The sequence below is a fragment of the Rothia sp. HMSC065D02 genome, assembly GCF_001815285.1.
Classification (GTDB): domain Bacteria; phylum Actinomycetota; class Actinomycetes; order Actinomycetales; family Micrococcaceae; genus Rothia; species Rothia dentocariosa.
Genome location: NZ_KV820062.1, coordinates 1 through 19,405, shown reverse-complemented (window position 1 = coordinate 19,405; position 19,405 = coordinate 1). Strand labels below are relative to the sequence as shown.

Genomic DNA, 19,405 nt, shown 5'->3' with positions numbered 1-19,405 from the left:
ATAAGCCCTTTTCCACCATAAAATCCGAATACCCCTTAACAATACTATCCGAGACCTAGCATCTCAACGAGGACAAAGCACCTCTGAAGTTGCCCGCGAACTACTTGTTAAGGGGCTAGCGGCAGCTTAACTTAAAGTGAATAGGGGGCAGTTGAATCAGCTGCTCCCTCTTACTCTCAATCCCTGAGGCACCGGGCTATACCCAGAGTTTTACCTACGCAAGTTCAGATGCAGATGCGAGTAGGACAATAAATTCTAAGCCGCTTCCTGCCTCTGAGGCTGTTCCTTGGGTTTTTCTTCGGGCGCTTTAGGGAAGCCCATCACCGCTGAGAGCAGGACGAACGCACAGATAATAGAAACCATCAGAATCGTCCTCTCCCCCGGAATAACCGCGAGCAGGAGCGAAGAAATAATACCGCTTCCATACTGGAACGACCCTAAGAGTGCCGCAGCGGAACCAGCAATGGCAGGTTCCACAGAATTTAGGGCGGCGGCGTTCGTGCAGGCGGCAACGATGCCGTTCATACTAAACACCAGGAACACCGGAACCGCTACACCCCACAGACCACCCGCATCCGCAGCAACAGTTATCACGGCGAGTATAGAAGCCACCCCGGCAACCGCAGTCGAAATACGCAGCAGAAAATCCAGACTATAACGCTGCACAAATCGTCGATTGAAACTGCTGAGCACCATCACCCCGATAATATTCACGCCGAAAAGCAGACCGTAATAGCGCGGATCAACCCCGAACCTCGTGATATACACGCTCGACGATGCCGTGATAAAAGCGTAAATCGCCACGTAAAAGAAACACACGCACAGCACGTACCTCATAAAAGTGCGGCGGCGCAGCAGAAGCGGATAACTTCTAAACGCCGCAAGTACCGTACTGCTTTCACGCTTATTCTCAGGCAGACTCTCGGGCAGGAAAAAGACCAAAAGCAGAATAATGGCGCTGATGGTCACAATAGCCCAGAAAGTCAGCCGCCACCCGCCGGAAACCACCAGGAACCCGCCAAGAAGCGGCCCGGCAATCGGCGCAATCGCCATAATAAGCACAAGAGTAGAAAGTACCTGTGCCGCACGCACGCCCTGGTACATATCACGCACGATAGCGCGCGCAAGCATAGGACCCACACACGCACCGACCGCCTGCACCAAGCGCCACAGAACCAGTTCGGTTGTGGTTGAGGCGAGCGCGCATCCGGCAGAACCGACGGCAAAGATTGCCATGCCCAGCATCAGCGGAATTTTGCGCCCGATGCGGTCGCTGACAGGCCCCCAAATCAGCTGCGCAATCGCGAACCCAATGAGGAATCCCGTAATCGTCAGCTCAATATTGCCGCCCATCTGCGATTCGATGCTCGGCAGACCCGGCAGGTAAAGGTCGGTCGAGATAGCCGAGCAGGCCATGAGCGCGCTGAGTGTTGTGTAGAGAAAAAGCATGCGGCGCGGATTCTCCACCGCACCCTGTGAATGCGTTGTCACGAAAACCTGAATTCTTGGTTGTGTCTGTGTGATGTTTGCTTGCTGTCAGAGGTTCCTCTGAACGTTGAGAAAGAACCTGTGAGAGGCACCTCTTTGATTCTACTCCCCTCTTCCCGAGGATCTAAGGGCGCTTTGGGGGGTTATTCGCGTAGGTGAAAGTTATGGGTGCTGAAGGCTCGCCCACTGCCTTCTTCAGGTAATATGCCTAACTCGTGAATCTTATGTATAACGTGAGCACGTCACGCATAAAACCTCATGTCAGTTGAATTTTAGACCGACCGGAGCGCCGCATCCCAGGTGGAGGCGAGGCGCACCGCGGCGGCGGCGAGCGCATCCAGCTCACCGGCATAGACAGGAGCGGAACGCACGCCCGCGCACCAGTCAATCGTGCCCAGACCCAGCCAGGGTTTGCCGGGGAAGAACTCGCGCCGCAGCGCCACCCGGCGTTTCCCCAAAGCTCGACGACCGGGCACATAACCGCCGCGGCTGATGAAAAATTCATCCCTGCGTTTAGCGAGAACCTGCTGATCCAACACCCGCAGAGCATCAACCCAGCTGGGCTCCCCCGTCTTGGGCAGGTCGGTTAATTCGGGATATTCCTCGTCACGCTCGGTCACGCTCACGCCCAAAATATACTGATACCGCACCTGATCCAGCTCGTCGGGAAGCCCACGGTCGGCACTCTGAACCGTCCCGCACAGATGCCGTGCCACGTGCTCGCCCGCCAGATTCACGCCCATCAGCGGCAGCTCAGGACCGTCAAGATACAGCCCCACCGCGCCGGTTCCCGTAATATTTGGGCGCACCGACCATCCAGGCAGACCCTGCTCTAGCGCCGGATGCACCCGCTGAAGAACCTCAAAAACCTGCTCACGTGAAACCGCCATTGCGTTCCTCTCAGCACTTTCAACCTGCGTTTACTTTCTTCCATTGTCTCGCACAGATCTGGCGTGTGCGGCACGCCACAAACCTGCGGGTATCGTAGCGGCAGCACACGCGGTAAGATAGCAGACGTTGCGCCTAAATCTGCGGGCCGCATCCACTCCTCTACCCTGAGCCGTCGAAAGGAGGCCGACCGTGTTCAATATCGAGCCCGAGACGCTGTTCCGCATCGTAGATATTGCAGCCGTGGTGGCTAATGGCCTGCTCGGCGGAGCAGTGGCGCGCGCCCTGCGGTTCGACATGGTGGGCTTCTTGCTGCTGGCGGTCGTCTGCAGCATGGGCGGCGGCATGATTCGTGACATCCTGCTGAATGTGGGGCTTCCAATAGCGCTCACCGACGGCTGGTACTGGGTAGGCGCTATCACCTCGGCGGCATTGGCGTATGTGCTGGATTTGAGCTCAAACTGGGCCACCCGCGCCCTTGTGGTCGTAGACTTTCTGGGCATGGGCTGTTGGGCGGCTACCGGCACCATCAAATCCCTTACCCTGGGACTGCACTGGCTCCCAGCCATCGCGCTGGGGGTGACAACGGCGGTTGGCGGCGGGGTTATCCGCGATATTATGGTGAACCGCATCCCCGCTATCTTCGGCGGGAACTCGCTCTACGCCACGGTAGCGTTCGTGGGTGCCGCCGAAACGGCAATTTGTTTCAGGATGCTGGAGCGCCCTCATGTGGCGATCGCTATGTCTGTGCTCACCTGCACGGTGTTGGGGGTTGTGGCACGGTGGCGCGACTGGCGACTGCCGATGCCCACCACGCTGAAGGTTCAGCGCCCGCGCCTGCTGGATGTATTCCGCCGCGACCACGAACACCTTGAGAACGAAGGCTGGGCACCGGGCACGCCGCTCACAAACCAGCTGGATGTGATTACAGAGGACCAGATTCAGGCGTACCGCGATCAGCTGCACCGTGAACGGGAGCAACGCGGCGGGTAGCCGCACGTGTTCTGAATCTGGTTGGCTCGCGGCGGTAAGTAACGGGTCTGCTACTTCGCCCTGAGAGGCTCCTAAACGCTGTTCGGAAAGAAACGATAAAGGCGGCGGGATGCTCATGTGTGCCAAGCACCCCACCGCCACAAAAGTACCCTGCGACCGCCGCGAAAGCCCCCTGTCGCAAGGCACTCGTATTAGCATACCCGTAAACCTATCCCTAAGGGTAGGGTTTTAAGCTGTCAAGTGGTTAACCCGATTTAGATTTTCGGGTGGAAACAATATAAATATATAATTTTGTGTTTCTGACGATTAATTAATTTTCTTCGGCCCGATGCGCCAGCGATACGACCGCACTAAAACACCCCAACCAGCCCTATTTTCTGCCTTCTTAGCCTATCCAGCCCTCTTGCGCTGACAGAAGGACAGTATCATCACAATATCTTCTCAATATCATCACAATTTTTTGTGAAGATGTTGAGATGATGTTGTTATGACGCTTATTTTCGTTGTGGCTCATGGGGAAAGCCCTTTGAAATTTCAAGGTTTTTGCGACTGTTCGGTCATCCCAGTATCATCACAACTTTTTGTAATGATGCTGTGAAGATGTTGTGATGATGACCAGCCAAGCACCCCAGATGCGGAACATACCGCCCCCCATTTCTGTAGGGCAGGAAGATGCGCACCTATCACACAAGAGCGGCAGCCATTTGGAAGCTTATTACTCCCAAACAGCCGCCGCTTTGAAGATTAGGCCTGCGACAGTCGCCGAGCTACGCCGTGACCTGGCGCTTCGAGGAAATCACGCCGGTGTTGAAGCCCGCAAGGTGAAGTCCACCATGGAAGCGCGCATGCTCGATCTTCACGCATCGATCCATGACCACGTTCAACCCAGCTGCCTCACCGATAGCGGCAGCTTCCTCATTCCACGAGCCCAGCTGCATCCACACGGTCTTTGCGCCCAAATCAACCGCCTCCTGAACCACACCCGGGAGATCTTCATTGCGACGGAAAATCTCGACGAGATCGGGTACTTCTGGTAGGTCCTGAAGCGAGGCGTACACCGGCTGCCCCAGCACGGTCTTGCCTTTTGCCGCAAGAATCGGGTTCACAAAATACACCGTATACGGCGACGAAGACAGCAGGTAAGTTGCCACAAAGTTTGAGGCGCGCGAAATCTTATCGCTCATCCCCACAATCGCGATAGTGCGGGTATTGCGCAGAATGTTCAGCCGCTCGGGGGCGCTCGGGCCTACCCAGGTACGTTTCTCAGTCATTAGTTGCCCTCCTTCGCGGGTGCATCCTTGGACTCTGAGGCGCCCGAAGCTGCGGTGCTATTCGGCAGCGCACAGGCGGCGCCCTGCTGCGGGTCAGCCTCTTCGGCGGCGAGAGCCTCTTGCGCCGCAACGAGCTTATCGGCGCTGGATTCCCCCACGCGTTCACCCGCGTGGTTCATGCCAGTTGCGTGGGTGAGCGCCTGGTCAAGGTCCCAAATAATGTCTTCAACATCCTCAAGCCCAACCGAAATACGAATCAGGTCTTCACCCACGCCCGCAGCAGCAAGCTGCTCACTGGAAAGCTGCTGATGTGTGGTCGAACCCGGATGCAGCACCAAAGTGCGCGAGTCACCAATATTCGCCAGATGCGATGCCAACACGAGCGCACTAATGAACTCGCTGCCAACCACGCGGCCGCTCGCCTTCTCAGTGCCCTTCACCCCGAAGGAGAATACAGACCCAACGCCCAGCGGCAACAGTTTTTTCGCGCGTTCGTAGTGCGCATGCCCCGGTAAGCCTGCGTAGTTTACGTAGGCGATGCGCGCATCCTCAACCAGCCAGTCCACGACCTTTTTCGCGTTGGCGAGGTGCGCATCCATGCGCTGCGGCAGGGTTTCCACACCCTGAAGCAGGTTGAATGCCGACTGCGGTGAGAGTGCGGGGCCGAAGTCGCGCAGCTGCTCGGAACGCAGTTTTGTGAGGAACCCGTATTCACCGAAGTTCCCCCACCACGAGACGTTATTGTACGAAGGCACCGGCTCGGTCATGAGCGGGAAGTTACCGTTCGCCCAGTTGAACCGTCCGCTCTCAACAACCACGCCGCCAAGGGTGGTTCCGTGCCCGCCCAGGAATTTGGTGGCGGAGTGAATCACGATGTCAGCCCCGTGTTCCAGCGGGCGAATCAGGTACGGGGTTGAGATAGTGGCATCCACAACGAGGGGGACTCCCGCCTCATGGGCTACAGAGGCAAGCCCTTCAAGGTCTGCGATCTCTCCGGAGGGGTTGGCGACAACCTCCGTGTAGATTGCCTTGGTATTCTCGGTCAGCGCCGCCTTGTAATCCGCAGGGTCGGTGCCTTCCACGAAGGTGGTTTCGATGCCGAATCGACGCAGGGAGACGTCAAGCTGGGTGACTGTTCCGCCGTACAGCTGAGAGGACGCCACAAGGTGGTCGCCTGCCTGGCAGAGCGCGGCGAAGGTGATGAACTCGGCGGCCATGCCGGATGCGGTCGCCACCGCCCCAATACCGCCCTCTAGGGATGCGATGCGCTCCTCCAGCGCGGCAACGGTCGGGTTCGATAGGCGCGAGTAGACGTTGCCGTATTTCTGCAGGGAGAAGAGGTTAGCGGCATCGTCGGTGTCTTTAAAAACGAACGAGGTGGTCTGGTAGATAGGGACCGCGCGGGCGCCGTGTTCAGCGTCCGGGGTGCCGCCCGCGTGCAGGGCGCGGGTGCGGAATCCGAAAGTATGTTCAGCCATGCATGACTCCTGGTTGGCTTAGCGCAACCGAAGGATGCGCCAAGGTCGAGGAACAGAGGTACTCAACCCTATACTGTGCCACGGTCCCCGAATGCGCCAAGTGCGCGTAGCATTATGTCGTTTGTGTCGGATTATGACGCAGCGATTCGGTTCCTGCTTAGTACACCTATGGTGCTATGGGTTCAGAGAAAAACTTAGCACCATGTCACTAATTTTTTGCGGTTCAGGGAACCAACGATAACTAGTTCTATTTAATGAGCGGAGTTTTAACACCGAACGCATATAAAGGGTTCTTATCACATATTTCATTAATCCTCTCAAGGAATGATGTATCACCTATAGAGGTCTGAAAAAGTGCTACATTCGCAAAGCTAATATACATCCCTTTGCTGTCTATATTCCGAAGTTTACGTTCAAATTTTTTAGGCTTCTTAGGAGTATCGGTTGTGGGCTTCATCCAGAGCCTATTGCAGTGTGCAACGCTATTACGCAGAGTCGTCAGAGATCGGATATTTGTCAAAAACAGATTATGATTTATCCCCATATCCGCCGCAACATCTTTATAAAAAGGATCTTTCCCAGACCCGTTAGGAACCTGACACATCTCAATAGCTTTGGACAGCAAACCTAGAGAGAAGGAGTCAACGACCGACCAGAGAGGAAGATCTTGGAGAATACCCCTTACTCTCTCTACCCCTCCCCATTCCCCAATAGTTTCAGGAGGTTTATTACTGCCTAAAATATTCTGGGCTGCTGTTGTAATACGTGTGCGAACATAAGGTTCCCGATAACGTAGCACATGATGCATCATGTCATTTACCAAGACCTCAGGAATACGGTTTCCACCCATATTGGCGTAACAATCGAGATCAAGATACGCTACGGGGTTATAGTGATGGCAGAAGTTATTTACGAACGAAGCACGTAAGTACATCTCTGCTTTTCTCAACCCAGAATATAAATATGTTGACATCTCATGATCAGAATCTATAACAGAAAAAACATCATCTATAGAAGGAAAATCTACAAGATTAGTACGTTGGGAAATCTTATAATAGTTTCTTGTATACCCTAGAAAATAATGAAAATTGAGAGCATCAAGTCTTCGATAATTTTCAGGCGATATACCTCCACAGGAAAAATAGTTCTTGTCTTCAAGGTACTGCATTCTATCGTCCATTGATAGAAAAGGTGGCGGCACTCTGCCCATCGAAGGCTCTCCTGATATAAGAGGACCCCCTCAGGGCGCATATACCGTTTGGTACAGAGGCGGAGGGGGGACTGTTGCTCTTACTTTAGCAAGCCTCAATTCGAACATGCAAGCAATTGCGTCACCAGCATATATATTTCTTCTTTAGCAACTCGACCACTCAAAGATCACGTTCGAGAAATCGCCCGCAGCCAGTTGCTCGGGCGTTATCAGCCAGTTTGCGGAGCCCGCATCGCCCCAGAGGAGCTCCGGGGTTTCTTCCTCTGACTCCCAGTCCGCCTCAGAAACGATGGTCAGCAGGTTCACCGTGTGCCCCTGCAGGTTCTCGTCGAAATCCCGCGGGTCATTCTGAATAAAGTAGGGGTAGCCGCCAATCCGGGAGTACTCATCGCTCTCCTCATACGGGAGAGTAAGCTCCTCAACGGCGTCCGTCCGCTGAATCCTCGCCCGCTCGTCGTCTCCCGTGGGCAATTTATCCTCGGGATACAGCTCGTCCCACACCCGTGCAAAATCGGGATAGTAGTAGTGCGCAGTACCGGTAACTCCCTGCTCGACTAGGCTGAACGAGAGAGCAAATTCCACGCTCTCCGGTTCGATAGGCCAACCGATCGTGTCCCAGTCGATCACCGGCAGCGGCGCATCCGGATTCGGTTCACCCACGCTCTCGTAGTAGAGCACCCGCCAGTTCTCTTGAACCGCAGGCTTGTTATAGTCATACCCCCACACGGTGTCGTGAGGGTCAATCCAAAATTGAAGCATACCGTTCTTTGGGTAAATATTATTTTGCGGCAGCTGCGCACAGTTAATCTGCGCAATCATGCCTAGGGGCTGGCCGGATGCATTCGTCGGCACGGACTCTCCTACAGGCAGGTACGGCACTCCCCCGAATTTGGAGGCGGTCTTCGGCAACGGCTGCTGCGATGGGGTTGCCGTAATCCTGATAGCCTGCTTGAGTTTTCCCTGATTCATAACGTCGAGGACTCGACGCACCTGCGCTTCGGTGTTTTTCGCTGCGTTCTGCTCGGTGGTATTCATATGTTCCTCCGGGTGGTTGGTTCAGTGTTACAACCATCAGAACACATTTTGCGGTGCCGTGCTCAGAACTTCGTCACTCGTGCGCTTATTCAACGGTGTATTTTTTAGGAGGCCGTACGCTGCATGATTCGGAGCATGACTCTAGGCATCCCAAAGATTCAGGGGGTGTGGCATATCAAGTATCTTGAGTACACCACAACCCCCTGTATAAGAATTATCGAGCGGGCCGGTTAGCTGCTCGACCACTCAAAGATCACGTTTGAGAAGTTACCCGCCGCCAGCTGTTCGGGCGTTATCAGCCAGTTTGCCGCGCCTCCGCCGCACCACATGAGCTTAGGTGAACCGTCATGGGGTTCTGCCCAGTCCACCTCAGAAACAATGGTCAGCAGGTTCACAGTATGCCCCTGCAGAGCCTCGTTGAAGAACCGGGGATCGCTCTGCACAAAGTAGGGATACCCACCGATCTTCGAGAATTCGTCGTTTTCCTCAATCGTGAGGGCGGCACCCTGCGCCTCCTGATAGCTTTCAAGCTGCGATTCGGGGTACATCTTATTCCACACGCGCGCGAAATCTTCATAGTAGTAGTTGGCGGCGCCGGTAATACCCTGCTCGATCACCTCGAACGAAAGCGCAAACTCGGCCTGCGTAGGTTCAACGGGCCAGTTGTCCTTAGGTTCTACGGCAGGAAGAGTCGTGTTCGGGTCTGGCCTGCCCACGTTCTTGTAATAGATAACCCGCCAGTTCTCCTGGGATGCAGGCTTCGCGGCATCGAACCCCCACGCCTCGTCCTTCGGGTCTATCCAGAATTGCACCATGCCAGTTTTCGGATAGATATCATTCGGCGGCAGCTCTGCACAGTTAATCTGCGCGATCATCCCCAAGGGCTGACCACTGGAGTTTGTTGGCGCCGAAGCACCCATAGGTACATAAGGAATGCCCCCAAATTTTGAGGCGGTCTTTGGCAGCGGGGTCTTAGAGGCAGTTGCCGTGATGCGTACCGCCTGCTTGACGTGGTCTTTATTGAGCGCATCGGCAACATGCTGCGCTTTTTCTTCTAGAGTGCTCATGGACATCCTCCAAGGCGTGGTTAATGGCATGTATTAACCATGAGAACACACTTTTTTATAGTATGCCTTGAATATCGTTGTGGGGTGAAAAACGAACGCATCCGCATACTACACAATGTGAACCAGTACGACCGCACCCTTGCCCGGAATCCGTGGAGAATTCCGGGCAAGGGTGCTGTCGTTGTGATGCGCATACTAGATATTTTTGTCGATTTCCTCGATCACGCCCAGAGCCGCGGTAATTCCCGCGTTCAGGTAGAACATATCGGAATCTACCTTATGAGCGTGCTTCTCCTTGACCGCCTTCAGGCTATCCCACAGCGTCTCAGAGGTGAGCTTGGATTCGTCGCCGCCCTGCACACCGTAGAAGAGGTAGTCGCCGTCCGCCTGGTCGAGATTCTCGGAGCTCAGATCAATCGAGGTCTTACCTTCCTGCTGCACGGCGGGGCGGGCGAGGGAAGCATCCTCACAAATGGAGCCCACAAACGAAGACTTCGCGTACACGCGGGTACGGTCCCCAGCTGCGTAGAGGAATGAGAAGGTCTTCTCTTTACCGGCCTTCTCGCCCAGTTTCTTGGCTTTATCCTCGTAATCCTTGAGCATCTCCTCAGCCTTAGAGGTACTGCCCAGTGCAGAGGCAACCATCAGAAAGTCCTGCTTCCAGTTATTTCCGGTACCCTCGGTCACCACAGTTGGGGCGATTTTCGAGAGCGATTCGTATACCTCTTCCTTTTTATTAGTGTTATTAATCAGGATGAGGTCGGGGTGCAGATTTGCGATAGAACCAAGGTCGGGTTCGGTGCGCTTGCCGACCTTGGCTATCTTATCGAGTTCAGTCGACTTATCGGAGAACTTGGTCTTGAGGTATTCGGGCACGAGGTCGGCATCGTTAGCGGTTGCTGCGCCAATAGGTACCAAGCCCAAAGCGAGAACATCGTCAAGCTGCCCGGTCGAGAGGATAACCACGCTCTTGGGGGCAGATTCAATCTTGGTTTCACCGCGGAAATGCTTGACCGTACGCGGGAATTCGCCATCACCCGCGGTCGATCCCATGCCGGAAGGAAGGGCTGAAGGAGCGGGCTTTGCGCTCGTCGATGCAGAGGACACGGATGCGTTGGAGTCAGAAGAATTGGAAGACCCGCAGGCGGCAAGGGCGAGGGCGCTGAAGGAGCCCAGGGCAAGCACGCCGAAGGATCGTCTGGTCAATGAACGGTGAGAGTCCCTGTGTTGGGGTGAACTAGTATTAGCCATAGACTGAGGATACCCTTATAAAATAGATAATGCCATATTAGCCCTGTGTTTGCGTAGGATAAATCACATAAATATGTCCTAAATATTATGCGGCTGTCGCCCAGATTTTCGGGCAGCAAACCGGCATAAGACCCCACCACACATAACCTCCCGATCACCACAAGATAGAGTACGCCTATGAGTTCATCGCCCCGCCGGGGTAAACAGCCCGTCACCTCCAGGTCTGACGGGGCAGGCGCATCCGCCCAGAGCACGACGGCGACGCCAGCCGAACAGCCAAGTACCCCAAAGCCTTCGCTATCACGCTGGGGTCTGGCACTTCTGATAGGGCTGGCTCTTTTAGCGGTTCTTATCGTGCTCTCCGGGGCAGTTGGCTCGCGCATGTTTTCCTTCGAGAAGGCGCTCGACGGCTTTCTGCACCCGGATGCCGCCACAATCGAATCAAAACTGATTTGGTTCAAGCGGATGCCCCGCACACTCGCCGCTATTATGGTGGGCACGGCACTGGCGGTTGCGGGCGTTATTATGCAGGCGCTCTCACGCAACCCTCTCGCCGAACCGGGGCTGCTGGGCGTGAACTCCGGGGCGGCTGTTGCGGTCGTTGTGGGCGTCGGCATTTTCGGGGTATCTTCCCCCTTCGTGCAGCTGTGGTTAGCGCTCGCCGGTTCTGGTCTCGCGGCGGGCACGGTATTTCTGCTGGGCCTTATCGATTCCAAGCCGAACCTGGATTCTACCGCCCGCCTGGTGCTTACGGGTGTTGCGGTGAATGCCTGTTTAGGAACGATCACCGGCATTATCACTATGTTCAATTCCCGGGCTTTCGACTCACACCGGTTCTGGGTGGTCGGTTCCCTAGAAAACCGTACCTACGAGCAGGTTTTCGCGGCGCTTCCCCTCGTGGTGTTGGGGCTGGTTCTATCGTTCATTCTTATCGGCCCCCTGCGTGCCCTAGCGCTAGGTGAGGATGCGGCATCCGGCCTGGGCGTGCCGGTCACCCTCGTGCGCGGTGCCTGTATCGTGGCGATTATGGCTCTATGCGGCGCGGCGACTGCGGTGGCCGGACCCATCGGATTTGTGGGGTTAGTGGTTCCGCATGCGGTGCGCCTGCTGGTGGGCACCGATATTGCACGGGTTTTACCGCTTTCGCTCGTCTACGGACCGGTGCTGGTTCTGACCGCCGATATTGCCGGGCGCGTGCTTGTTCTTCCCGGGGAACTTGAAGTCGGTATCGTGACCGCGTTCATCGGTGCACCCGTGCTCATGGTCCTGGTACTTCGGCTTAGTTCCGGGGCGAAAGGCCGCAAGCGCAGCATCCTGGGTGTGAAGGCGGCACAGCACGAACAGGCAGGGACGGCTCCGCAGACGGCGGGAGGTTCCCGGTGAGCCAAACGACGCACACGAATAAGTTCAATGCGGCGAGCACATCCCCGAATCCCCGCAGAAAATCCGGCGCACGACCGACTATTCCCGGGCGGTACCGCACTCCCCTGCCGCGCACACTTTTGGTAATTGCGATCATGGTAGTGGCCGCCTGCATGACGCTCATGTATGGCACCTACAATATTTCCCCCGCCAACGTGCTGAACGTACTTTTTCAGGGCGGCGGCAGCGATATTGACCGGTATTTTATTCTGGATCAATATCTGCCAAGAATCGTGGCGGCTGCCGTTGTGGGTGCGGCACTGGGGCTTTCCGGGGCTATCTTCCAATCGGTTTCCCGCAACTCCCTCGGCTCGCCGGACATCATCGGCTTCACGGTCGGTTCGGCAACCGGCGCGCTCTCCATCATTCTGGTCGGATCCTTCGACAATTCCGGCGTGAGTATCGGCATGGGCGCACTTATCGGCGGCTTCCTCACCGCCACCGTGGTAATGCTGCTTGCGGGTATACGCGGCGGCGCTTCTATGGGGCAGCGCATGGTACTGATCGGTATTGCGGTCAGCGCTATGCTCGCATCGGTCAATGATTATCTAATCACACGCTCCGATCTGGAAAAGGCGGAGGCGGCCAAGACCTGGCAGCACGGCTCGCTCAATGCGATTTCTTGGGACCAGGTGACAGCACCAGCGATAGCGCTTGCGATTACGATTCCACTCGTGCTGATGCTCACCCGCTACCTGCGCACCCTAGAACTGGGCGAAGACCTGGCGGCGGGCTTGGGCTTACCGGTACGGCGCACGATCAATATTTTGGTAGCCGCAGCAGTACTCTTGGTGGCGGTCGCTATCTCAATGTCAGGGCCCATAGGTTTCTTGGCGCTCGTTGCCCCGCAGATTGCGCGGCGGCTGTGGAATACCCCGGGTACGGCGATGTGGCACTCAGCGCTTCTGGGTTCAGCCCTGTTGGTGACGGCTGACTATGCGGCATCACGGATTCTTTCACCCTTCCAGATTCCGGTCGGACTGATGACTGGTGCTCTGGGCGGTGCCTATATGCTGTGGCTTCTGCACCGGAGTAAGTAACTTGGGTTTCTAAAAATGTGCGGACGTATCCATGCCGCAGGGGTGCAGGGTTTAAAGCGCCTAGGGATGTCAGGCGAGTGAGGTACGAACGAGTCTGACAGGGGCCCTGTAAAGCGACTAAATCCTGCACCCATGAATACATGTGGGTTTTTCCATCTCTTTATCAACCCATATATTTATATTCCAAAAACGGTATATAAACTTGTCAGAGCATATATTCCACATTCTGTATCTGGAATATACATCACATGCAGCTCTCTCTTGGCGGCTCGGCACGGTTAAAGTGTCAGGGTGCCTAGGTACCGTCGAGGTATCAGAAAAAACACCCCGCACTTTCACGGGGCGGCACCCCACCGAGAGGATCAGCACCTATGGCACAGCACCCCCTGAGCGCATCCCGCATCGTTGCAACCGCCGAGGATATTGTTAGCGCCGATCATCAATTCCTCATGTCCACGGGAACGCTCGTACACCACGAAACCTTCGATATAGAGGCCATTCGCCGCGATTTAGAACAGCTCATTGCTGAGCGTGTTTGTCTGCAGGTCGCCCCGGCGTCAAATTCCTGCGCCCGGATGCTCGCTCAGCATCGTTATGGCGAGGCCGGATTTCAGCAAAATCTTCGCGAATTACGCCGGGCGGCGCAGAACGCTATCCTAATGGTTTTCCCGCACGATCAGCTTGAGATTGGTCTTCGTTTCGAGCGGATTCAGGGCACCAAACTGGCGCTGACGCATATGTATTGCAGCCCCCGTTACGGCGATGCCTGGTATAAGCATTGGGCGCCGCGGGTGCTGCCCTTGGAAGGGTATGCTTTCGCCACCGAGAGCCGCCCGGGTTCCGGTGATTTTAGGATTAATACCGCGCAGTTCCTCAATATGCTGGGCCTGCTGGAAGTCGCCATGATGGGGCTTGATGTGAGTGAATGGGACCTGTGGGAATGCGAAAACCCCAAAGACGCCTGCACCAAATTCAAGCGGGAACGCCGGGATGTGCGCCGCCGCATTCGCGAAGATTATGGCATGACCGCTTAGGGTTTTCGGGCAGAGCAAAGCTCCCCACCCACCGAACGATGCGGTGCGCGGGGAGCCGCACGGTTACGGATTAGCCACGGTGTGCGTAACGGTACAGGAACGCCGCCATAGCCTCACGACTGATGCTCTCGTGGGGACGGAACGTTCCGTCATCCCAACCGGTCGTAATCTTGCTGTCATGCAGCCAGGCAATTTCACGGTAGAACATGTTCTGTTCGGGAACATCCTTGAAGGGCGCATTCTGCACTTCAACCGGCGGTTTCCCAGAGTAACGGTAGAAAAATGCGGCCATAGCCTCGCGGCTGACGGGGTCGTGAGGACGGAAAGTCTTATCAGGCCAGCCGGTTGTAATACCTTGCTGCTGGAACCAGATGATTTCCTTGTAGAAGGGATCGCCTTCCTTCACGTCGGTAAAGGGGGAATCCTTCGGCAGCTGTACCTCGGGCGATCCGGACATACGATAGAAGAACGCCGCAATAGCCTCACGTTCGATGCTTTCGTGCGGGCGGAACGTGCCATCGACCCAGCCGGTTGTGATGTTCTGCCCGGCAAGCCAGGTAATCTCGCGGTAGAACATATCGCCTTCGTGCACATCCGAGAACGACTGAGCGGGCTCTGCCGGTTTACTCGGCTCAGGCTCTGCCGGCTTACTGGGCTCCGGCTCGGTAGGCTTCGACGGTTCCGGTGCGGGGGCCGTCGGGGCCGGGTCAGCTGATTTACTCGGTTCAGGGGTTGGAGCAGGGTCAGCGGGTTTGGTAGGCTCAGGGGCTGGTGCCTCGGAGCTTTCCGATGGCTCGGGAGTCGGTGTTTCAGCCGGTTTGCTCGGCTCGGGCGCGGGTTGCGTCGGCTCAGGGGTGGGTTCCGGGGTCGGATCAGCAGGTTTCGGCTGTTCGGGTTCCGGTGTCTTAGCTGTATTCACCAGACGGTTGAGCCACAGGTTAGATTCCAGACCGTCATTCTTCTCAACCATCGTGGGGAAGATAATATCCCCATTCGGCAGCTCAAGCGCGTTGTACGACCCGCTCTTATCGGTTGAACGCAAGTCAGAGAGCGGCACATCGTGATCAAATTCGAGGGTCTTTGACATCCAGACCAGGCGGCCGTTTGCGGAATCGACTGCCACAATCTTGTCGCCAGCGGTGAAGAACGATGCGATCGCCCCCATGCCATGCGGCGCAGTGGAGCTTTCGCGCACCGTTGTGAAGGAAGAACCATCGTACTTGAGAACCTGCACGGCGCTGGCGCTTGCGGCGTAGTTATTCCACCGGTAGACGTATCCGTCCGGGGTGGTGAGCAGGCCGTTGAGGCTGGCTGCCTCTTCCGCATCCTTGGGCTGGGTTTGCTCAACCACCGAAATACCCTGAGCACTCAGATGTAGCAGCTGACCGTTCTGAACCTTGTTGCCCTCTTCGTTGTACACAGATTTATTGGGGCTGTATAGGAACGAGCCGTCGGGCAGCGGCGCAAGCGTGCGGGTGCTTCCGGTGAAAATGTCGCCATAGTATTCGCTCAGGTCATCGGCGTGTGCTACCGAGGGGTCAAAGTCCAGCGGAGATTTGACGGTCTGCGCTTTCACCGTGCCGTCGGAGGCGACGTTGACGTACCGCGCCTGCCCGCTGCTATCGGCGGTGAGCACAGCCCAGCTGTTGGTCGCCTCGTTGTAACCGAGCGCCAGAATATTTTCGGATTCGCTGAAGGTGACACCCGCAAAAGTATCCTGAGATACGAGCTTGCCAGATTCATCTACCCGGTAGCGTTCCAAGGCGCGAGTATTCGCGTTCACAAACACGATATCGCCGGTGGCGGGGTTGGCGGCAAAGTGCGCGCTGGAACCCATCGGCAGGGTTGCAGACTCGGTCTGCTGCAAAGTCTTTGGGTCGATGACCGCGTAGCGTGCATCCGCCCCGCCGCCGAAACTTTTACCGGCCGCGTAGAAAAGATAAGAGCCCGCGCGCACGGTATTTTGCGGGTTATTAATATCGGTACCCGAATTCAGGCTCTCACCCAGTTTATAGCCGCTGTTTTGGGCATCTTTCGCCTTAGTACCGGAATACGAGAAGGTGAGAGCGTCCAGCCCCACGCCGTCTTCGTAGAAGTTCGAGAATGCGTGATTACCCTCGGCGGTGAGATTAGCCGCAACATTGCTCCAGGTGACAACACCGTCTTTTTCGCTCTGCTGGGCGGTCTTGAGCGAGAGCTTCGCCATCGGGATTTCATGGGGTCCTTCCCACTGCCCGGAGGTGTAATTTTTGGTGCGTACAACCATGTAGAGTGTGCCGGTGCCCTGTGCCGCATCCACCTCGATGCGCGGGTTTGAGAGCGTTAGGTTCAGCGAGCATTCTTCGGGTTTATTGCGGTCGGCGCAGTGCGAGATATATTGAACTTTGCCGGAGCCCTGAAGTGAAACTTGGTTACCGTCCTCGGAAACTTTGGCTTCTTGGTTGGGGAAGGTGAACAGGTCGGTGGCGTTGTAGCTTGCACCTTCGCTGACCTTGTACGGTTCGCCGATGTAGTTGCGGAATGAGGTTTTGATACCCCAGGTGATATTTCCGGTGCTCTGGTTCTGTTCGGCGGCTACCGCTACACCGGAATCGGCGTGAGCGTTCACAGCCAAAAGCGGAGTTGCGGGCAAGAGCATGGCGCCTGCGAGAGTGAGTGCGCAGATGCGTCTGAGGGTGCGCTGGCGTGATGCAAACGTGAAAGACATGTGTAATCCTCGTTGATCTATTGAGTTAGGACACCCTTAATGTAGCAACATCCTACCCTTAATACAAAAGAGCTTAACGCCACTCTGTGACGAGTTGTCGCTACAAAGTGTTCATACACTACAATGCCCTCACTTCGCTGCAATAGAGCGCTAACGACAACATGCAGACCACCGAAAACTCTAGATTTTATTCGATATTTCTAATACTAAATACCGTGAGAATATTTTTAATATACTCTTCTAAAATGCTTAATATTACGGCTAGAACCAGCCGCGCTTTTTAAAGAAGAGATACACCGCCACACACGCCACCACCATGAGCACGAGCGACGCCGGGTATCCGTAGGTCCACTTCAGCTCGGGCATATCCTCAAAGTTCATACCGTAGATAGACCCAATAATCGTGGGCACCACCAGGATTGCGGCACCCGCTGAAATACGCTTCATATCTTCGTTTTGCTGCTGCGCCACAATCGTATCGTGCACCGTAAGCGTGTTCTGCAGGGATGTGCGCAGATCCTCTAGGCGCTCCTTAACCTGCACCACGTGATCCTGAATATTGCGGAACTGCCGTTGCAGCTCATCTTTTTCCTGCGCAATTTCGGTTGCGGTAGCGCCCGTATAGGGGCTGACATCAAGTACGCCGTCACGAATCTGCTGCATGATGCGCGCGAGCATCATATCGAGCGGTTTGCAGGCACGCTGAAAATCGGCAACCTGGTTGAGCAGTTCGTAGGTGCGGCGTGACAGTGTGCGGTCGCCAGCGCCGGTTTCTTGGAAGAGCGCATCCTCAATTTCGTCGCCGTCGTTTTCGAGCCCTTCGAGCACCGGCATGTAACCGTCTACCGTCTGGTCGATGATGCGGTGCAGCAGGCGTATGGGCGAGCCGTCCGGAGTGGCGTAGATCAGATTGAAGAGTTCATACACCGCCTGCTGCGGATGTATCTGGTCGTTCACGATGCTCAGCAGGTAATCCCGCCCCAAGAACATGTGCATCTCACCCAGGCGCACCTCTTCTTCGGCATCCAAGTAAATCGCGGGACGTACCACCGCAAACAGGGAGCCTTCATAACTTTCAAGTTTGGCGCGCTGATGCCCGTGCGAGGCGTCTTCGAGCGCGAGTCCGTGCAGGTTAAAGGTTTGCTGAAGCTCGCGCAGCTCCCGCGCGTTCGGGGTCATGTAGCCGAGCGCCACGCTTGCGCCGCCCTCACGGTAAGCGTCAAGCGCCTCGGACTGGGTAACCCCCATACGGATGCGGTCCTGCTGCGGATAAATAGCACCGGTTACATACGACATAGGTTAAGTGTAGGGGTAGGTCCCCAGGCACTAAAAAGAGCCTTTATTCGAATAAAGAGTATTTTTCGCCGCTTTATTCAAATAAAGGCTCTTTTTATGCAGGGGATTTATCGAATGCGCCGGTAGATCTGAGTTGCGGGGTCCCGCTCAAGTATTCCGTGATCCACGCCGTAGCGACGCACCAAGGCAGGGTCATCCGTGTACCGCCTGATGCGCTCGTTCACCTCACGCTCCGAAAACTGCTCGGAGGCAGGAATACTCTTTTGAAGAATCCAACGCAAAAGAGCATTCTTATCCTGCGCACGTGAGGGCCAGGTATGCACTCGTCCCTTGACTAAAAACCGCTCAACATCATCTGTTACCTGGTTTTTCGCGGATTTCAAAAGACTCAAGTAGTCGGAGAATACCTCGGTAACCTGCCAAAGCCCATCCTCTGACTTCTCAATGAGCCTGACTGCTTCAAGACGCGCCAACAGTTTACGATCACGATAGTTAGGCGTTTTCGGCACATCCTGCACGATAACCTTGGCATACATTTCTCGGGATTCATCATTCGCCAGTGCAGCTATCACCGGCAAAATATTTTGCACCTTTTCCATAAGTCAGTTTTACAATTAATACTTTAAAATCATCCCTACAACAGATTTGAAGCCCTGGCGACCTTTTGTAGTGCCTCCCAAGATCCCTGTGAAATATTTGATCCACCTATACTACTCGCAGAAAACTTAGGTCTGCATTCATGAAGGACTTCTGAATTATGAATATCATCAGTATATCCATAAAATTCCATTTTAGACTCATATGTAAATATTTTATTTACGAATAATAATTTCATATCGTTTTCAGGGACATAGTGTTCCCATCCGTCATCCAGTTGATAGAATATAAATTTTGAAAGAAATGCAGAAACCCAATCAGCAAATTGAATATTAGCAGATATAGAGCTATCAATATGCATAGGAGGCTCTACAATTTTATCCATTTCCGGGTATTTAGAGCTTCGTGAGAAAATATGTGCGTACGCCAAACTCATATAGGGCTTCCTTTCATTCTCATTAATCTGATCCATCATCACCATAATATTCTCATCGCTTGCGACTGCATGACGCGCCAGACGATTTAATACTTGGCGCATAATAAAATCATGCATGTCATCCATCCATTGACGCAGACCTCCTTCATCTCGTTTACTGGCTCTTCGCATTTGAGGGTGTAGGTGTTGTGG

The 19,405-nt window shown here is 55.1% G+C and carries 16 protein-coding genes; 4 read left to right on the top strand and 12 right to left on the bottom strand.

The genetic code is table 11. The annotated features are described in order from the left end of the window. Positions 1–255: 255 nt before the first annotated feature. Both HMPREF3016_RS00950 and HMPREF3016_RS00945 read right to left on the bottom strand, forming a co-directional pair. The gene (locus HMPREF3016_RS00950) at positions 256–1,491 is read right to left on the bottom strand and encodes a multidrug effflux MFS transporter (RefSeq protein ID WP_070739445.1); all 1,236 of its coding nucleotides are present in this window, start codon (positions 1,489–1,491) and stop codon (positions 256–258) included. A gap of 269 nt (positions 1,492–1,760) precedes the next feature. Continuing rightward, positions 1,761–2,378: an L-alanine-DL-glutamate epimerase gene (locus tag HMPREF3016_RS00945; protein WP_070628061.1), complete on the bottom strand. Its 618-nt coding sequence runs from the start codon at positions 2,376–2,378 to the stop codon at positions 1,761–1,763. Between the two features lie 190 nt (positions 2,379–2,568). Between HMPREF3016_RS00945 and HMPREF3016_RS00940 the strand changes: the two genes are divergently transcribed. After that, on the top strand, positions 2,569–3,369 hold the full coding sequence (locus HMPREF3016_RS00940; protein WP_070628063.1) for a trimeric intracellular cation channel family protein: 801 nt from the start codon (positions 2,569–2,571) through the stop codon (positions 3,367–3,369). Between the two features lie 767 nt (positions 3,370–4,136). On the opposite strand, the gene HMPREF3016_RS00935 is transcribed toward HMPREF3016_RS00940, so the two are convergent. From HMPREF3016_RS00935 to HMPREF3016_RS00910, 6 genes are all read right to left on the bottom strand, one after another. Further along, on the bottom strand, positions 4,137–4,640 hold the full coding sequence (locus HMPREF3016_RS00935) for a CoA-binding protein (RefSeq protein WP_013398362.1): 504 nt from the start codon (positions 4,638–4,640) through the stop codon (positions 4,137–4,139). After that, a complete protein-coding gene (locus tag HMPREF3016_RS00930) occupies positions 4,640–6,118 on the bottom strand; it encodes an O-acetylhomoserine aminocarboxypropyltransferase/cysteine synthase family protein (protein ID WP_070739442.1) in 1,479 nt (492 codons plus the stop codon). The genes HMPREF3016_RS00935 and HMPREF3016_RS00930 overlap by 1 nt, the downstream gene beginning before the upstream one ends. Positions 6,119–6,365: 247 nt before the next feature. Next, on the bottom strand, positions 6,366–7,286 hold the full coding sequence (locus tag HMPREF3016_RS00925; protein ID WP_160311903.1) for an Abi family protein: 921 nt from the start codon (positions 7,284–7,286) through the stop codon (positions 6,366–6,368). Positions 7,287–7,472: 186 nt separating this feature from the next. Continuing rightward, positions 7,473–8,363 (bottom strand): YwqG family protein, encoded by an 891-nt coding sequence (locus tag HMPREF3016_RS00920; protein ID WP_070739439.1) that lies wholly within the window; start codon positions 8,361–8,363, stop codon positions 7,473–7,475. A 230-nt stretch (positions 8,364–8,593) separates the two neighbouring features. Next, positions 8,594–9,430: a YwqG family protein gene (locus tag HMPREF3016_RS00915; protein ID WP_070739436.1), complete on the bottom strand. Its 837-nt coding sequence runs from the start codon at positions 9,428–9,430 to the stop codon at positions 8,594–8,596. 195 nt (positions 9,431–9,625) lie between these two features. Beyond that, the gene (locus HMPREF3016_RS00910) at positions 9,626–10,681 is read right to left on the bottom strand and encodes an ABC transporter substrate-binding protein (RefSeq protein ID WP_083315850.1); all 1,056 of its coding nucleotides are present in this window, start codon (positions 10,679–10,681) and stop codon (positions 9,626–9,628) included. Between the two features lie 177 nt (positions 10,682–10,858). Between HMPREF3016_RS00910 and HMPREF3016_RS00905 the strand changes: the two genes are divergently transcribed. The 3 genes from HMPREF3016_RS00905 to HMPREF3016_RS00895 all read left to right on the top strand — a co-directional run bounded on the left by HMPREF3016_RS00905 (position 10,859) and on the right by HMPREF3016_RS00895 (position 14,177). Beyond that, positions 10,859–12,064: a FecCD family ABC transporter permease gene (locus HMPREF3016_RS00905; RefSeq protein ID WP_070695980.1), complete on the top strand. Its 1,206-nt coding sequence runs from the start codon at positions 10,859–10,861 to the stop codon at positions 12,062–12,064. Continuing rightward, a complete protein-coding gene (locus HMPREF3016_RS00900) occupies positions 12,061–13,143 on the top strand; it encodes a FecCD family ABC transporter permease (protein WP_048754607.1) in 1,083 nt (360 codons plus the stop codon). Before HMPREF3016_RS00905 ends, HMPREF3016_RS00900 begins: the two co-directional genes overlap by 4 nt. A 371-nt stretch (positions 13,144–13,514) precedes the next feature. Further along, the gene (locus HMPREF3016_RS00895; RefSeq protein ID WP_070739430.1) at positions 13,515–14,177 is read left to right on the top strand and encodes a hypothetical protein; all 663 of its coding nucleotides are present in this window, start codon (positions 13,515–13,517) and stop codon (positions 14,175–14,177) included. A gap of 70 nt (positions 14,178–14,247) precedes the next feature. Here the strand turns inward: HMPREF3016_RS00895 and HMPREF3016_RS11430 are convergent, their stop codons facing one another. The 4 genes from HMPREF3016_RS11430 to HMPREF3016_RS00875 form a co-directional block, all read right to left on the bottom strand. After that, positions 14,248–16,884, bottom strand: coding sequence for an HtaA domain-containing protein (locus tag HMPREF3016_RS11430; protein ID WP_070739428.1), 2,637 nt, complete (start codon positions 16,882–16,884; stop codon positions 14,248–14,250). A gap of 261 nt (positions 16,885–17,145) precedes the next feature. Next, positions 17,146–18,180, bottom strand: coding sequence for a magnesium and cobalt transport protein CorA (locus tag HMPREF3016_RS00885; RefSeq protein WP_070739426.1), 1,035 nt, complete (start codon positions 18,178–18,180; stop codon positions 17,146–17,148). Positions 18,181–18,287: 107 nt separating this feature from the next. Next, the gene (locus HMPREF3016_RS00880; RefSeq protein ID WP_070739423.1) at positions 18,288–18,779 is read right to left on the bottom strand and encodes a DUF2087 domain-containing protein; all 492 of its coding nucleotides are present in this window, start codon (positions 18,777–18,779) and stop codon (positions 18,288–18,290) included. Positions 18,780–18,814: 35 nt separating this feature from the next. Then, positions 18,815–19,405: DUF3800 domain-containing protein (locus tag HMPREF3016_RS00875; protein ID WP_141757685.1), on the bottom strand; the 591-nt coding region annotated here is incomplete at its 5' end.

Coding starts and splice junctions, on each gene's coding strand:
- HMPREF3016_RS00945 (WP_070628061.1), bottom strand. CDS start 2,378: ATGGCGGTTTCACGTGAGCAGGTTTTTGAGGTTCTTCAGCGGGTGCAT.
- HMPREF3016_RS00935 (WP_013398362.1), bottom strand. CDS start 4,640: ATGACTGAGAAACGTACCTGGGTAGGCCCGAGCGCCCCCGAGCGGCTG.
- HMPREF3016_RS00930 (WP_070739442.1), bottom strand. CDS start 6,118: ATGGCTGAACATACTTTCGGATTCCGCACCCGCGCCCTGCACGCGGGC.
- HMPREF3016_RS00925 (WP_160311903.1), bottom strand. CDS start 7,286: ATGCAGTACCTTGAAGACAAGAACTATTTTTCCTGTGGAGGTATATCG.
- HMPREF3016_RS00920 (WP_070739439.1), bottom strand. CDS start 8,363: ATGAATACCACCGAGCAGAACGCAGCGAAAAACACCGAAGCGCAGGTG.
- HMPREF3016_RS00915 (WP_070739436.1), bottom strand. CDS start 9,430: ATGAGCACTCTAGAAGAAAAAGCGCAGCATGTTGCCGATGCGCTCAAT.
- HMPREF3016_RS00910 (WP_083315850.1), bottom strand. CDS start 10,681: ATGGCTAATACTAGTTCACCCCAACACAGGGACTCTCACCGTTCATTG.
- HMPREF3016_RS00905 (WP_070695980.1), top strand. CDS start 10,859: ATGAGTTCATCGCCCCGCCGGGGTAAACAGCCCGTCACCTCCAGGTCT.
- HMPREF3016_RS00895 (WP_070739430.1), top strand. CDS start 13,515: ATGGCACAGCACCCCCTGAGCGCATCCCGCATCGTTGCAACCGCCGAG.
- HMPREF3016_RS11430 (WP_070739428.1), bottom strand. CDS start 16,884: ATGTCTTTCACGTTTGCATCACGCCAGCGCACCCTCAGACGCATCTGC.
- HMPREF3016_RS00885 (WP_070739426.1), bottom strand. CDS start 18,180: ATGTCGTATGTAACCGGTGCTATTTATCCGCAGCAGGACCGCATCCGT.
- HMPREF3016_RS00880 (WP_070739423.1), bottom strand. CDS start 18,779: ATGGAAAAGGTGCAAAATATTTTGCCGGTGATAGCTGCACTGGCGAAT.